The organism is Peptostreptococcus anaerobius VPI 4330 = DSM 2949 (assembly GCF_000381525.1).
Classification (GTDB): domain Bacteria; phylum Bacillota; class Clostridia; order Peptostreptococcales; family Peptostreptococcaceae; genus Peptostreptococcus; species Peptostreptococcus anaerobius.
Genome location: NZ_KB906608.1, coordinates 83,248 through 98,692, shown reverse-complemented (window position 1 = coordinate 98,692; position 15,445 = coordinate 83,248). Strand labels below are relative to the sequence as shown.

Genomic DNA, 15,445 nt, shown 5'->3' with positions numbered 1-15,445 from the left:
GCCCACTCATCCTTTATGTAAGCCTTTATATTAGGTTTCTGTACGTCAGGCTACGATTTTGCTATTGCTTCTTCTCGCCATCACCTCACGGTGATAACCTTGCAAGTTGCTATGAGGTTCGTCGGCAACTACGCCCTACGTGGACTTTCACCACAGACTGACGGCATGCCCGTCATACGCAAAAAAGAGACAGATTTATTTCTGTCTCTTTTTTCAATTGAATTAGTCTAGTATAGCTTCAACAATTGGTATTGGGTCAACTTTTTCATCACCAAAGCTAAATGTGTTGTAGAACATTTCTATCCATTCATCTTTAAGAGGTTCATCATGGTATACTGTGCAAAGTAGGTCTCCTACTTCAACCCTATCACCCTTCTTTGAGTTCATCTTAAGACCTACAGCATAGTTGATTGGATCGTCCTTAGTAGCTCTGCCAGCTCCTAGGTGCATAGCCAATATTCCAAGCTGCTGTGAATGTATATTATGAACAAAGCCAGCTTCCTTTGACTTCATTTCTGTTACGAACTTAGACTGTGGTAATAATTTTGTATCCTTTATCTGTTCTATGTTACCACCCTGGGCTTTGACCATCTGAATTAGCTTTTCATATGCCTTTCCACTAGATATAGCTTCTTCAAGCATCTTTCTTGCTTCTTCCTTGTTTGATGCTAGTTCACCCTGCATCAACATTATCTCACCAGCGCACATACACAATTCAGTGAAGTCTTTTGGACCATTTCCCTTTACTGTTTCAACTGCTTCTTCAACTTCTAAGGCATTACCGATTGTATTTCCTAGAGGCTGGTTCATATCAGTTATCATAGCCATTGTGTTTCTACCTAGTCTGTTACCTATAGATATCATGGCTGTAGCAAGTTCTTTTGCATCTTCAACTGTAGGCATAAATGCTCCTTCACCATACTTAACATCAAGTAGTATAGCATTAGAACCTGAAGCCAACTTCTTTGACATGATTGATGATGCTATAAGAGGTATAGAGTTAACTGTTGCTGTAACATCTCTTAGGGCATATAGCTTCTTGTCAGCTGGGACTAACTCACCAGTCTGACCGATAATAGCTAGACCGACTTCACTTACCTGCTTTTTAAATTCGTCTTCTGTAAGGAATATATTTAATCCATCTATAGATTCTAGCTTGTCAAGTGTTCCACCTGTGTGTCCAAGACCCCTACCTGACATCTTGGCAACCTTTAAACCACAAGCTGCAACTATTGATCCTAGGGCTATTGATGTCTTATCACCCACACCTCCAGTGGAGTGCTTGTCAGACTTTATACCTTCTATGCAAGATAAGTCTATAACGTCTCCACTATGCATCATAGCTTCTGCAAGAGTAGCTGTTTCTCTTTCTGACATACCATTTAGAAGTATAGCCATTAATAGGGCACTAGTCTGGTAGTCTGGTATAGAACCATCAGTAACTCCACTAACCCAGAACTGTATTTCCTTGTCTGTTAATTCTTCTTTTATTTTCTTCTTTTCTATTATATCTATCATTCTCATGATATCCACCTCCAAAATAAACTTCAAAAAGTATATATCTAATTCTCACCTAAAAATATATCTTCTATATCTATTCTACTAATTCATCAATCTTACTGAATAATTTCTATATTAACATCAATAAACCTACTATCATAGCTGATAATAAACTCACTGAGAATCCACCTATCATACCTCTTACTCCAAGTCTAGCTAGAGTAGCTCTCTTTTCTGGGCAAAGTATTGATATACCAGATACACACATACCTATACTACCTACATTAGCAAACCCTGCAAGTGATACACATAACATAAGTGATGTTCTAGGATCCATAGCCTTTAGCATTGGTCCTAATTTACCAAATGCAACAAACTCGTTTAATATAAGCTTAGAACCTAGTAGTTCTCCTGCCTTTAATACATTACCACCTTCAAGACCCATTAGATAACCAAGAGGTGCAAATAGGTAAGATAATATTCCTTCTAGTGAAAGTCCAAAATTACCTAGTATTCCGTTTAATAGGGCAACTATAGATATTATAGCTATTAGTGCTGCTCCTATTGCAAGCGCCATGTTCATACCGTCTATAGCTCCTGTTGACATAGCGTCGATAACATTTTCGTGGTTACCCTTTCTATCCATCTTAACTTCTCCAACCTCGTTGATTTCTTCAGTCTGTGGACAAATTATCTTAGATATTATAACTGACCCGATCGGTACCATAGTTGATGCTATAAGTAATGATTCCATTGGTATACCAAGAGCCACATAACCCGCAATTATACTAACTGACATACTACCCATACCTGATACTAAAACTAACATTATTTCACTGTCTGTCATCATACCTAGGTATTTACTTACAAGTATTGGTGAATCTGTCTGTCCTAAAAACATATTGGCAACAGCTACAAAACTCTCAACCTCAGATGTCTTAAACGCCTTACCAAGTACCCAGCCTAACTTTGAAACAACGAATCCTAATATACCACAGTAGTATAGTACAGATACCAAACCAGAGATAAATACTATGTTACCTAGAGTCTGAAATGCAAATATAAATCCTGTTGGTGATGAAGCCAACCCCAAAGATCCGAATACAAACTGTATACCTTCACTACCATAATTTAGTACCTTAGCTATAGCATCACTTACTGTTGATATAACTGCCCTACCAGCTGGAACCTTGATTATAATCGCTGCCATAACAACCTGCGCCAATAATGCCTTTAAAACCTGTTTCTTGTCTATAGCTTTTCTGTTATAAGAAACCAAAACCATAAGAGCTAGAACAAGAACGATTCCCAATAAATTAAATAAAAATTTCATATTTCCTCCCGAATTAGATGTATTTTTTTACTTTACTATATTTTTATAAAAACTATTTCCTTCGATTTCTCCCTTTGTAGAGAAGGCTTCTGATATTGTCTTAGCTATATCAGAGAAAGAAGTCCTAGTTCCTAAATCAATACCTTCTTTAATCATCTTTCCATATGCTAGCATTGGAACGTGTTCTCTTGAATGGTCAGTACTTGGTGTAGACGGGTCACAACCATGATCAGCTGTTAGTATCAATAGATCATCGTCTCTCATCTTATCCATCATCTGTCCAAGTTGAAGATCAAACTCAGTCGTAGCATTTGCATAACCATCTATATCATTTCTATGCCCAAACTTCATATCAAAGTCAACTAGGTTTGTAAAGCACATACCTTCAAAGTCCTTGTCCATAAGGTCAATTGTTATATTCATTCCGTCTTCGTTGTTTTTCATTTTGTGGGTCTGAGCTATTCCCTTGCCTGCGAATATATCGTATATCTTGCCGACACCTATAGAATCCTTACCCTCTTCTAAAAGTTCGTCCATCACTGTCTTTTTAGGAGGAACTAATGAGTAGTCATGCCTGTTAGGAGTCCTTGTAAAGTTACCTGGCTCTCCTACAAAAGGCCTTGCTATTACCCTACCTACTCCTAAGTCGTCTCCCTTTAGTAATTCTCTAGCTATTTCACAGTATCTATATAGTTCATCTAGACTCACAACTTCTTCATGAGCAGCTATTTGGAATACTGAGTCAGCTGAAGTGTAGACTATTAAATCACCTGTCTTCATATGCTCTTGTCCATATCTTTCAATAACAGCTGTACCAGAGTATGGCATATTGCACAAGTAACCTCTTCCAGTTCTCTTTGAAAACTCTTCTAAGAAGTCTTTTGGGAATCCATTTGGAAATGTTGGATGTGGTTTATTTGAAACTATACCAGCTATTTCCCAGTGGCCTATTGTAGTATCCTTGCCCTTTGACATTTCTTTTAGTCTTGCAAAACTTGCAAGAGGTTTTTCAACTGCCATTGAGTGGTCTACACCCTCTATATTGAAAAGTCCTAGCTTCTGCAAGTTGGGAGCCTTGAACTTGTCTGACTTTACTATGGCTGCTAGGGTATTGCTACCCTCATCACCATAATCAGCCGCATCCTCTAGCTCACCAATTCCAAAGCTATCTAATACTATCAAAAAAACTCTTTTTATCTTATTAATATTCTCCACCATTTGAAGCCCCCTCTAACATCTTTAGTGCTGAGCTAGTGCCTATTCTATCGCATCCTGCTTCAATAAATGCCTCTAAGTCAGCAACTGATTTAATTCCACCTGCAGCTTTCATCTTTACATCTGGTCCTATATGTTTCTTAAATAATAAAATATCTTCCATAGTAGCTCCTGCTGTTCCGAATCCAGTAGATGTCTTTATATAATCTGCCTTTGCGTTTGTAACAGCCTTACACATCGCTATCTTCTCTTCTTCATTTAAGTAACAAGTCTCTATTATTACCTTTAGGACCTTGCCCTTACAAGTTTCCTTTAGAGTTCTTATCTCTTCTTCGACCTTGTCATAGTCTCCGTTTTTAACATCTGATATGTTTACTACCATATCTATTTCATTTGCACCGTTTTCCAAGGCATCCTTTATTTCCTGTACTTTTGATCCTGTGCTATTGTAACCAAGAGGAAAACCTACTACTGTACATATATTTAGGTCAGGATATTTTTCACTTATCCTCTTGATATATGACTGAGGAACACATACTGATGCAGTCTTTGCCTTTACAGCTTCCTCACATAAAGTATCTATATCTTCCCATTTTGCAAATGCTTTTAACAAAGTATGGTCGATACAACTAAGTATTTCTTCTTTTTTCATTTTATATACCTCCAATAAATTATGCTATTTAAAAAACTTACTTAAAACTTAATTTTGATTACACTATTATAATATTGCATACTCGAACATATGTCAATAATTTTGTTTGTATTTTATCACTTTTTGATAACGTTTTTTCTAAAATTAATATTTTTTATTATTTTTTCACATTTTCTACCAATCTCAATATTTTTTTGTTATAATAAATGAGAATGGAGGCGGTATATTTGAGTAAAAAAGAAGATAGACTGAATAATATAGTAAAGATACTCGAAGAACATAATGGTGCTTCAGTTAAAGAACTAGCCCTTATGTTGGATGTATCAGAGATGACTATTAGAAGAGATTTAAAATACTTAGAAGAAAAAAAAATAATAGATAACTTCTATGGATCTGCTGTTTTTAATCCTAGACAGAGCAATCCTCTTAAACAAACAAATGACATTGTTTTTACATATAACTTAAATGAAAACTCCAGAAAAATGGAAGATGAGAAATTAGCCATAGGAAAAAAAGCAGCTGAACTAATTAACGAAGATGATATTGTATGTATAGACTTAGGAACGACTACAGAGAGGCTATCACAATATATAGACCCCGATCTAACATTTACAAGTCTAATTTTCAGTGCAAACAACCTAATACATATGCTATCAAAACCCAATGTTAAAATACTTTTTTCAGGTGGAAGCTTTCATAGAGACACAGGTATGTTTGAATCACCAGATGCACTCAGAATTGTAAGCAATACCAGGACAACAAAGCTATTCCTGTCAGCTGCAGGTGTACATGAAAAATTAGGTCTGACATGTGCAAACTCCTATGAAGTTGCAATCAAAAAATTCAGCATAGAAAATTCTCTTGAAGTTATTTTATTAGTAGATTCAAGTAAGTTTGGAGAGGTAAGACCATCTTTTGTGTGTAATCTAGACAAGGTAGATAAGATAATAACCGATTCAGGAATCAGTCAAGAGTGGATAGATATAATTAATAAAAATCATATAGAACTAATAATAGTGTGATAGTATTTACTTCACACTATTTTTTACTGCTCAATAACCAGCCCTCTACTAGTACATCTAAACAGCAAAAAACCTATAGACGAGAATCCCGCCTATAGGAAAAAAATAGCCCTGATGACGATTATCGAGGATGTGAGGGAGTTCGTCACCAGTTTATAGGGTAATTATATTTTATAAAAACGACCACATCGTCTTTACACTGTTATGATAACAGGTCTATATGAATTATAAGTAATTTTAATATGAATTTAATATGAATATTTAGTTTTTTCTAATATTTTTATTCATATCCGAAAATTTACTACTTTTTTAATGTTTTCAGATAATTTTTATACTTTTATCGGTGTATTATAATAAAAATTAGAAACAATTCCTAATTAGTCTTTATAAAAATCATCTTATATAGTGAATATCTACTAATATCATGAAAGTGTAGGATAAATATGCAATAATCAATCCTTACTAATCGATATATTATATATTCCTATCACTATTATTGCTAAAATCTATCTTTTTTTTGTCTATTGTAGTATAATGAAAATATAATAATAGTATTCTATTTTTCTAAAGGAGGATTAAATGGATATAAAACAACTGGAAGTTTTCGTAGCTGTCTCAAAGTACAAGAGTTTTTCCAAGGCAGCTAGGGAACTTTTTCTAACACAACCTACTGTAAGTTCACATATACAAAACCTCGAAAACGAGTTACAAACAGTCCTATTAAACAGGTCCAATAAGACTATAACACTGACAGACTCTGGACAACTTCTTTACAAACATGCTATCGTCATAATAAACAACTGTAAAAAGGCAGTATACGACATCAAAGAGTATTCAGGTAAGATTGAAGGTTCTATACATATAGTCTGTAGTTCTATACCCGAGACCTACATATTCCCTGGTTTCTTGTCTAAATTTTGCAAAGAATATCCAAATATAAATTTCTATATCAGCCACTGCGATTCTAACCTTGTAGTACCTGAGATTCTTAGTGAAAGGGCGACATTCGGTATAGTAGGATCAAAAACAAAGCATCCGCATGTTGAGTACCATAAGATTCTCGAAGATGATCTTTGTCTGATATGCCCTACTGACCTAGAAATACCAAACAAGGATGGGGTTGTAGACATAAACACCTTTAAAGACCTTGTATTAATTATGAGAAAAGATGGGTCTGGTACAAGAAATGCCCTTTCAAAGTCACTTTCTGAGGCTGGAATCTCAATTAATAACTTAAACGTTAGAGCCGTAGTCGAATCCAACGAAGCAATTATTGAAATGGTAATAAACGGTCTTGGTTCTTCACTTGTTTCAAAGATGTCAGTAGAAGGCAGTATAGCAAGAGGAGAAATTAAACACTATAAAATTAAAGGACTTAATCTGAATAGGGATTTCTATTTCCTATTCTCAAAAAAGAAAATCTTTACTCCAACTGAAAAGAAATTCCTAGAATATTTCTCAGACCAATACAATCTAGATATTATACACGAATAGTTATTAATCCAACAAAAAAGCCAGTATACACTGGCTTTTTCTAATTTAAATCTTCAGGATGTACAACCTTTATATTGTCCATTTGCTGCTTAAATCCAGCCCTGAAATTATCCAAAAATTCTTTTCTTAACTGAGCTCTCTCTGACTCTTCCTTAGATGTTAAGGCTCTTTCTTTTGCAATTTTTGCAAGTTCATTTATTCTAGCTAATTTTTTTGAATCAAATTCATTTACTAAATCCATACTTTCCTCCTTACTATTATAGTAATTCAATATACAAACTACAGCTTCTAATTATACTATACAAGTCTAATTAATTCAATCATAACAAATAAAACTAGGACTTTAATATCTATTTTCCAGCATCATAAAACTCAATTAAGCCTTGTCTAATAATATTTATAGCTTCCCTAATCCTACTTATATTTTCGCTTACAATATTCACCCTAAAATACCTATCATCTATATCATTATCAAAATATTTTGCCCCAGACTGGACAACTACACCCTTTTTGTATATAAAATCAACAAAGTCTCTTGAGTAATAACCTCTTCTTAACTCTATAAAAAAGTTTAGGCCTCCATCATTTTCAACAATTGACACCAAGCCATCTAACCTAGACCTTATATATTTATTGGCTAGTTTATACTTTTCACAGTAATTTTTCTCCATAACCATGAGGTTTTCTTTCCAAGCAGGCATCTCCATATAATAGTACATTGCTTTTTGAATAAGAGGAGATGTAGATATATCTGTAGAATATTTAGATATATGCATACGACTTGAAAGCTCCAGTGGCAAATTCATTAGGCCCAACCTCAGACCTGGCATCAGAATCTTAGAAAAACTCTTTATATATATGACCCTATTGTAAGTATCATAAGTCTTCATAGGCATATTGTCTTCTGACATAAATCTAAAATCGCTTATAAAGTCATCCTCTAGTATATAAAAATCATATTCTTGAGCTAATTCAATCAGCTTTTTCTTCTTGTAAGTAGAATATGATATTCCTGTAGGATTTTGAAAATTTGGCATTACATATAGTAGTTTTGGCCTTATCTTTTCAAGCTTTAGCTTTAGGATGCCTATGTCTAGTCCATCACTTAGCATTGGTATAGATATTATCTTGGCTCCCCTGGATTTTAGGACCTCTATTGCACCAGAGTAGCTAGGAGACTCTATAAAAACAGGGTCCGAATAATTTATAAGACTCTTACAGACTATGTCTATACCCTGCTGGCCCCCAGATATAACCATTATGTTTTCTTCCCTGCTCATAATCTTGAACTTTGACAGGTACTTAGAAAAAGACTTTTTAAGTTCCTTTAGGCCATCGCCATCATCATATGCAAGTATCATGCTAAAATCTTCTTCCACAGCAGTATTTATAGCCCTCTTAAAATCTTCAACTGGGAAAATATCTACAGGCGAACGTCCACCATCAAGTCTATACATATCCTTGTTGTCAAGATCTATATTTTTTGTTATCTTGCGACGATAGGATACGTAGGTACCACTACCCTCTCTCTTACTTATATAACCTGCCTGCTCCAATATATTGTAAACCCTTACAACAGTAGCATTACTGATATTCAACTTATTAGATAGGGACCTAATTGCAGGTAACTTTTCATCATACTCCAATTTACCAGATATAATCATATCCTTTATTTTTGCTACCAGCTGTAGATACTTACTCTCATCTTCCCCAAATTCTAGATAGTACTTATTTAAATCCATATAATCACCACCATCACAAGTTCATACATATAAAAAGGTGTTGCCTAATACAAGACAACACCTATATATCCAAAACACCGTAGACCATTTAAATTCACACCCGAGATTCACCCAGGTGGGTGACCTGTCATACAATTTCTGGTTTCCTAGGTTATAATAAGCTAGGCCGTCCATACTAATAGTAGAACTCGGTCTCCCGTATTCAATATGTAGGTTGAACTTATATATAGCCATCACGTATGCTTCAGTTAAGTATATTATATACTATTTTATGCTTTTTTTAAAGTGCTTGACCTATAAAAAATATTTCTTTTTGTGGTCCCAATGTCTTGACTTATTTGTTATTTCTGTCCAAAACACTCTCTCTATCCATTATCCTATATGGTAGAGCCACGCTCTTTTCGGTTATTTCAAGGCCACCTATTAGCTTGATTATAATTCTTATTGCGACTGCTCCCATATCAAATAAAGGTTGATACACAGATGTCAACTTAGGTCTATAAATCTTGGCTAATTTCACATCATTAAATCCAGCCACTGATATGTCTTCCGGAACCTTATAGCCCATGTCAAAACAAGCATTGATTGCTCCAACAGCTGCCTCATCACTTGTAGCAAATATTGCATCTAACTTTTCTCCCTTGCCTAGAAGTTCTTTTGCAGCTGCATATCCATCACTATAATTTGTACCAGATGAAACAACTAGTTCTTCCCTATAATCTATTTTAGCTTTTTCTAGGGCTTCTTTGTAACCCTCTAGTCTCTCATTGGCTAGGTCTGATATGTGATAGTTAGTAACCATCAAGGCTATATCCTTATGTCCTTTTTCTATCAAAAATTCAGTCATATCCCTAGCAGCTGGCCTATTCTGAGCTGATACATTGTATATATCAAAGTTTCTATTAGTCTTACTGATATAAACTGCCGGTATACCACTGTTGTCTAGCTGATCTACCAATTCCTGGTCAAGATCCCAACATATCATAACTATGCCCTCTACTTGCTTTGCCCTAAGTAGGTTTATGCTCTTCTTTTCAAGTTCCTTTTCAGAGTATGTATTGGCAAGCAAGATATCATAGTTGTACATCTTAGATATTTCTTCTATACCATTTAGTATCTCCGCTGCGAAAGGATCTGTAACCTCAGGTACTATCACACCTATTAGCTGGCTCTTCTTAGTAACAAGACTCCTAGCTAGGGGGTTTGGTACATAACCAGTCTCTTTTATCACATCCAAAACACGTTGCTTGACCTCGTTAGTTACAGGCTTAGAATCATTTATTACTCTAGAAACAGTAGATATCGACACACCTGCTTCTCTGGCTACATCTTTAATTGTTGTCGGCTTTTTAATAACCATCTTGTGTTCTCCTCCCCATTTATACTTATCACGCTATAAATTTCATTAATAAAGTATTACCCATATTATTTACATTACCATTAATCTTTTTTATTATTTAATCAAAATTACTTCACAAAAATGTTTTCTCACAATCTATTATATAACATATTTACTAATAAATACATAGATTTACTTTTTTTTTATTGAAAAATGCCTCAAAATATATTATTATACTCGTATATGAAAAGACTTATATATTATGGTTAAATTTAGAGGAGGATATTATGTTTGAAAAAGTAAGAGAAATCATAGCAGAACAGCTAAGTGTCGATGATATTGATTCAATAACACCTGAAACAAATCTTCTAGAAGATCTTAATGCAGATTCACTTGACGCTGTAGAAATTATTATGAATATCGAAGAAGAATTTGATATGAAGATACCTGACGAAGATATAGACCAGGTTAGAACTATCAATGATATTATTTCCTATATCGAAGCTAGGGCTTAATTTCCAATATCTACTAATACAAAATAGAGTCTCCTATCTGTTTACACAGTAGCTAGACTCTATTTTTACTTGCTCAAATTTTACCTGCTCTATTTTTCCTCGTAAAACTCTATGTTCTTGATTCTTATATCTACAGTACCATCCGGATTCTGAGTTATTGTATACTTCATGGGATCTTCAAAGTCTTCTAATAGTCCCTTTATATCAAAGCCTGTATTAGTTTTAATAGACCTTCTCTTCAATTTCTTTTCTACCCATGTCTTGTCAATTGGAAAGTCCTCATTTATTTCTTTTTCTTCAAGCAATTCCTTGTAACTCTCTTGTCTTTCAGGATCGCTTATAGATTCTTTAATAAACTTTGATATTGATACATCATTGCCCTCTTTAAGGGTATGGTTGAGTATGCTTCTGATTCCCTCTGCCTCTTTGACATTATTACCATAGGCATTTGTAATCCAATTTTCAGTTGTATTTCTAAATGATTTAGTAAGGAATTTTTCGTCCTTTACCTTGTGGGCCTTTATAAAATCAGTTACAAAGCTTGAGTCCGTCTCCTGTTTTTCAGCCAACTTGTCTAAGATTTCAAGCTGCCACTCATCATTTATACCATTTACTCCTATTAGGGCTGCATGTACTATCTTCTGGGAGTCTTGGATACCTATGTCATTTGTGACCATCTTTATAGATACTGCCTGCTTGTCATCGTCATATCCAATATCATGAGTGTATAGCTTTTTGTAATCCAGTTTGATTATAGCTACCCCCTTTTGGTCCTTGTGGGTATATAGGACTACTGCCAAATCACAAGACTCCAACTCTGCATTTATCTTCATTGAATCAAATAAAAACCTAGCTATTCCCTGTGAACTCACTACAAAGGATGGCTCCTCATTTAAAATATGGTCAGCGCAGATTCTTATTTCATTGTCCTGGTATGAGTCAAACTTAGCCTTTCTTAAATCATCATCTCTCAATATCCTTCTTATAACCTTCTGGTAAAAGGCATCTGTCTCTGGTGTTATTGTATTCTCAACATCATTTAGTATTGGAAATTCCGAATTCTTGTCCAATACGTGTATTATAAACTTATTAATTATCATTTTAATCTCCTGTCTACCTATTCTATCCTAGATTTAAACACTAACCATAAATACTATAGTAGCGTATATTCTTATATTTTTTCACACTTATCCAAAAGCCTTACCATATCATCTGGAAGGTCTGCCACTAGCTCAATTTCATTTTTCATCCTAGGTTGATTAAAAACCAACTTCCTAGCATGAAGGGCCTGTCTACCAATCAAGTTATCCTGTAGTTGACCATACAGCTCATCAGAGACTATTGGATGGCCAATATAATCCATGTGAACCCTAATTTGGTGGGTCCTACCTGTCTCTAAGCTAATCCTTAGTAAGCTTATCAAATGTCCCTCACAGTCCTTATAGGAGCCTATAAGACTATAGTGGGTAATAGACCTCTGCCCCCTTGGGTCTACAATTCTTTTTATGGAATCCTCTGTCTCCCTATAGATCGGTTGGTCTATTGTGGCTTCTTTATGGTCAGGTACACCATTTACTATTGCATAGTACTCCTTTTCAACCAACTTGTCTGACATATCCGAAGACAACTTGTGGTGGGCATAGGCATTTTTGGCAACTATAACTAGGCCTGATGTGTTCATATCCAACCTGTTGACAAACCTAACCCTCACATCTTGTCCTTCTTGGTCCAAATGGTAGCTTAGGTGGTTGGCTAGGGTATTTTGATAGTGGCTCTTGGTAGGATGTACAACCATAAATGGAGGTTTATCCACAACTACAAGGTCAAAATCCTCATACAATACCCTTACATTTAGGTCTTGACCCTCAAAATCAGACCCTTCCTCTATTATCGGTATTTCTATTATATCCCCTTTATCTACATGGAGTGTAGGCTTTGTATATTTACCATTGACATATATATTTTTTTCTCTTTTTAGTCTTGATATAGACCTAGCTGAAAATCCAAGTTCATCTCTTAGTAGGTCTTGAATCTTTATCTCTTTATCCACACTGATAACAAACTTATCCCAACTTTGCTCATCTTTTATAAACAAAATACCTCTCTCCTCTTTACTTATTTTGTACAGTCTCTTCAATATGCTTATATATTATAACACAAGTGGCTACCAATATGATATAATTACTATGTTAATTAATTTTCAAAATTGCGAGGATGATATTATGGCAAGGACAATAACATTCAGGTCAAATGAACTTGAAATATCTAAAAAAGTTAAAGATATAATGGAGGATAAATTCAAAAAAAATGGCTTTGCAACTAGTGATAAACTAGAATCTGATACAGAGCTTGTGATATCAGTCGGTGGTGATGGCTCTTTTCTAAAGGCTGCCAGGGACCTAGACTTTCCCGATCTTCCCTTTATATGTGTAAACACTGGACACCTTGGATTTTTTGCTGAAATACTGCCAGATGAAGCTGAAATAGATTATTTTATAGATTGCTACCAGAGAATGTATTTTGAGGTCAATGAAATAGACCTACTAGAAATAGAAATACTTGACAATGAAGGTAAAACAATAAAACAGGCTATTAATGAATTGGTAGTAAGGGGCAATAGGTCAAGAACTGCCCACCTCATCCTACATGTAAACGGCAATTATATGGAGACATTCAGTGGAGATGGACTTATCATATCAACATCCACTGGATCTACTGCCTACAATTACTCAGCTGGTGGTAGCATAGTTGATAACAGGCTTAAAATTATGCAGATAACACCAATATCTCCAATAAGCACCAATGCATTTAGGAGCTTTACATCTAGTATCATCCTTCCATCTGAAGATAGCGAAATCTCTATAATTCCTGAATACAAAAACGAGGCCACTATAATTTTGGTGATCGACGGTGAAGAAACAAAACTATCTAATGTAAGATCAATCAAGACTAGACAATCTAAAAAACAGGTCAAGCTTCTTAGACTTTCTGACTATGAGTTCTGGGATAGGGTCTATATGAAGTTTTTAAAGACATACGATTATAAGGCCGACGAACTTAGGAGAAGATAAGCTATATAGGCTCTTGTTTATAATATTAAAGGGACTGACTCATAAGTCTCAGAGAATAAAAAAATGCTAAATTCAACTAAATAAATGGTTGAAATTTAGCATTTTTATTTTTGCTTTTTTGTAAAAACTTATCTTTGGCTCTGACCCTTGTAACTAATCTTGGTCCTTGCCGCTTTCCTTTTCAATGTACTCCTTAAAACTGATCTCGTCATCATCTTTTTCAACTTTTACTACATTGATCTTTATCCTACCTATCCTGTTTTTATCCAAAGATAAAATCTTTATCTTGGTTGACTCTGAAAGTTCAATTTCTTGTCCTTCTTCAGGTAGCCCGTTGATGTATCCCATTATGTAACCACCTATTGAATCAAATTCCTCTGACTCTAGTTCTTCATACAAAAACTCATTTACATCAGCTATCTTGGTAGACCCATCTACTATATATTCATCCTGCTTGACCATAACTATATCATCGTCCTCTTCATCATACTCATCGTCAATATCACCGACAAGAACTTCTATTATATCCTCTACAGTCAATAGGCCAGATGTTCCTCCGTACTCGTCTAATACTATAGCTATCTGGGCCTTAGCCATCTTCATATCTTCTAAAAGATGTGATATCTTCTTAAACTCATATGTGAAAAATGGCTCTCTCATATAGTCCCTGACCTTGAAATTTTCTTCCTGGTCATCAGTTAAAAATACTATATCCTTGAAATTCAGTATACCTATTATATCGTCAACAGAATCTTCAAACACAGGCATCCTAGACATTTTTTCGTTCTTAAATATCTCTAGTGCCTCATCATAACTAGCATCTGCCTCTATCGTTATCATGTCCTTTCTCTGGATCATAGCATCCTCTGCCTTCATATCACCAAACTCAAAGACATTGTTTATTATCTCTCTTTCTTCCTGCTCTAACACACCTTCTTCATGACCTACATTTACCATAAGCTTTAACTCTTCTTCTGTAACAAGAGACTTGGGATCATCATCCTTAATACCAAAAATCTTGAATATTATGGTTGTGATAAGGTTCATTACAAAGACTATTGGCGTCATAACTATAATCAAAATGTTTATGATCTTAGCAACCGATAGACAAACTCTCTCCTTGTTATTAGAACCTAGAGTCTTTGGTGTAACTTCTCCAAATACCAGTATTATAATTGTCATTATCGCAGTAGACATAGCCACACCCTGACTGCCAAACAAGGACAGTAAAAGAGATGTAGATATAGAAGTGGCAGCAATGTTTACCACATTGTTACCGACTAAAATCGTACTTAAGAGTTTTTTGGGTTCACTAGTAATCTTTTCAACTACATTAGCTCCCCTTACGCCTTCTTCTTTCAAATGCCTAATCTTCATCTTGCTTATCGACATCAAGGCTGTTTCTGATGCTGAGAAAAAACCTGACAAAATCACCAATATCACCAATACTACTACTTGAATCCACAAACTGCCAGATTCCAATAAAACCACGCTCCTTATTTATCTCTTTTGTTTTTTACTTAATATCTCAAGTATACTATACCACATATAAGATATCTATT

The 15,445-nt window shown here is 34.9% G+C and carries 14 protein-coding genes and 1 other RNA gene; 4 read left to right on the top strand and 11 right to left on the bottom strand.

Annotated features, from left to right (window positions below; all coding sequences use genetic code 11):
* Window positions 1–222 precede the first annotated feature (222 nt).
* The 4 genes from F823_RS0102510 to deoC all read right to left on the bottom strand — a co-directional run bounded on the left by F823_RS0102510 (window position 223) and on the right by deoC (window position 4,700).
* On the bottom strand, window positions 223–1,524 hold the full coding sequence (locus F823_RS0102510) for a pyrimidine-nucleoside phosphorylase (RefSeq protein ID WP_002844597.1): 1,302 nt from the start codon (window positions 1,522–1,524) through the stop codon (window positions 223–225).
* A gap of 106 nt (window positions 1,525–1,630) precedes the next feature.
* Entirely contained in the window at window positions 1,631–2,833 is a 1,203-nt protein-coding gene (locus tag F823_RS0102505) for a NupC/NupG family nucleoside CNT transporter (protein ID WP_002844611.1), read from the bottom strand.
* A gap of 27 nt (window positions 2,834–2,860) precedes the next feature.
* Window positions 2,861–4,051 (bottom strand): phosphopentomutase, encoded by a 1,191-nt coding sequence (locus F823_RS0102500; protein WP_002844961.1) that lies wholly within the window; start codon window positions 4,049–4,051, stop codon window positions 2,861–2,863.
* Window positions 4,035–4,700, bottom strand: a complete 666-nt coding sequence (gene deoC, locus F823_RS0102495; RefSeq protein WP_002844624.1) for a deoxyribose-phosphate aldolase — start codon at window positions 4,698–4,700, stop codon at window positions 4,035–4,037. The genes F823_RS0102500 and deoC overlap by 17 nt, the downstream gene beginning before the upstream one ends.
* Before the next feature lie 227 nt (window positions 4,701–4,927).
* On the opposite strand from deoC, the gene F823_RS0102490 reads away from it, so the two are divergent.
* Together F823_RS0102490 and F823_RS0102485 are read left to right on the top strand one after the other, a co-directional pair.
* Entirely contained in the window at window positions 4,928–5,722 is a 795-nt protein-coding gene (locus F823_RS0102490; RefSeq protein WP_002844619.1) for a DeoR/GlpR family DNA-binding transcription regulator, read from the top strand.
* A gap of 579 nt (window positions 5,723–6,301) precedes the next feature.
* A complete protein-coding gene (locus F823_RS0102485) occupies window positions 6,302–7,216 on the top strand; it encodes a selenium metabolism-associated LysR family transcriptional regulator (protein WP_002844618.1) in 915 nt (304 codons plus the stop codon).
* A 40-nt stretch (window positions 7,217–7,256) separates the two neighbouring features.
* Here the strand turns inward: F823_RS0102485 and F823_RS0102480 are convergent, their stop codons facing one another.
* From F823_RS0102480 to F823_RS0102470, 4 genes are all read right to left on the bottom strand, one after another.
* A complete protein-coding gene (locus F823_RS0102480; RefSeq protein ID WP_002843589.1) occupies window positions 7,257–7,457 on the bottom strand; it encodes a DUF896 domain-containing protein in 201 nt (66 codons plus the stop codon).
* Between the two features lie 109 nt (window positions 7,458–7,566).
* Window positions 7,567–8,958, bottom strand: a complete 1,392-nt coding sequence (locus F823_RS0102475; protein WP_002843580.1) for an aminotransferase-like domain-containing protein — start codon at window positions 8,956–8,958, stop codon at window positions 7,567–7,569.
* Between the two features lie 62 nt (window positions 8,959–9,020).
* A non-coding RNA gene (gene ssrS / locus F823_RS10820) (6S RNA) lies at window positions 9,021–9,212 on the bottom strand.
* 80 nt (window positions 9,213–9,292) lie between these two features.
* Window positions 9,293–10,318 (bottom strand): LacI family DNA-binding transcriptional regulator, encoded by a 1,026-nt coding sequence (locus F823_RS0102470; RefSeq protein WP_002843560.1) that lies wholly within the window; start codon window positions 10,316–10,318, stop codon window positions 9,293–9,295.
* 266 nt (window positions 10,319–10,584) lie between these two features.
* Between F823_RS0102470 and acpP the strand changes: the two genes are divergently transcribed.
* Complete coding sequence (acpP, locus tag F823_RS0102465) at window positions 10,585–10,812, top strand: acyl carrier protein (RefSeq protein WP_002843564.1); 228 nt, start codon at window positions 10,585–10,587, stop codon at window positions 10,810–10,812.
* An 89-nt stretch (window positions 10,813–10,901) separates the two neighbouring features.
* Here acpP and F823_RS0102460 read toward each other — a convergent pair whose 3' ends face one another.
* Both F823_RS0102460 and F823_RS0102455 read right to left on the bottom strand, forming a co-directional pair.
* Window positions 10,902–11,912, bottom strand: coding sequence for a nucleoid-associated protein (locus tag F823_RS0102460; protein WP_002844964.1), 1,011 nt, complete (start codon window positions 11,910–11,912; stop codon window positions 10,902–10,904).
* Window positions 11,913–11,983: 71 nt separating this feature from the next.
* Window positions 11,984–12,907, bottom strand: a complete 924-nt coding sequence (locus tag F823_RS0102455; RefSeq protein WP_002843582.1) for an RluA family pseudouridine synthase — start codon at window positions 12,905–12,907, stop codon at window positions 11,984–11,986.
* A 127-nt stretch (window positions 12,908–13,034) separates the two neighbouring features.
* Between F823_RS0102455 and F823_RS0102450 the strand changes: the two genes are divergently transcribed.
* Window positions 13,035–13,883 (top strand): NAD(+)/NADH kinase, encoded by an 849-nt coding sequence (locus F823_RS0102450; protein ID WP_002843595.1) that lies wholly within the window; start codon window positions 13,035–13,037, stop codon window positions 13,881–13,883.
* A gap of 153 nt (window positions 13,884–14,036) precedes the next feature.
* On the opposite strand, the gene F823_RS0102445 is transcribed toward F823_RS0102450, so the two are convergent.
* Complete coding sequence (locus tag F823_RS0102445; protein WP_002843581.1) at window positions 14,037–15,365, bottom strand: HlyC/CorC family transporter; 1,329 nt, start codon at window positions 15,363–15,365, stop codon at window positions 14,037–14,039.
* Between the last annotated feature and the right edge of the window lie 80 nt (window positions 15,366–15,445).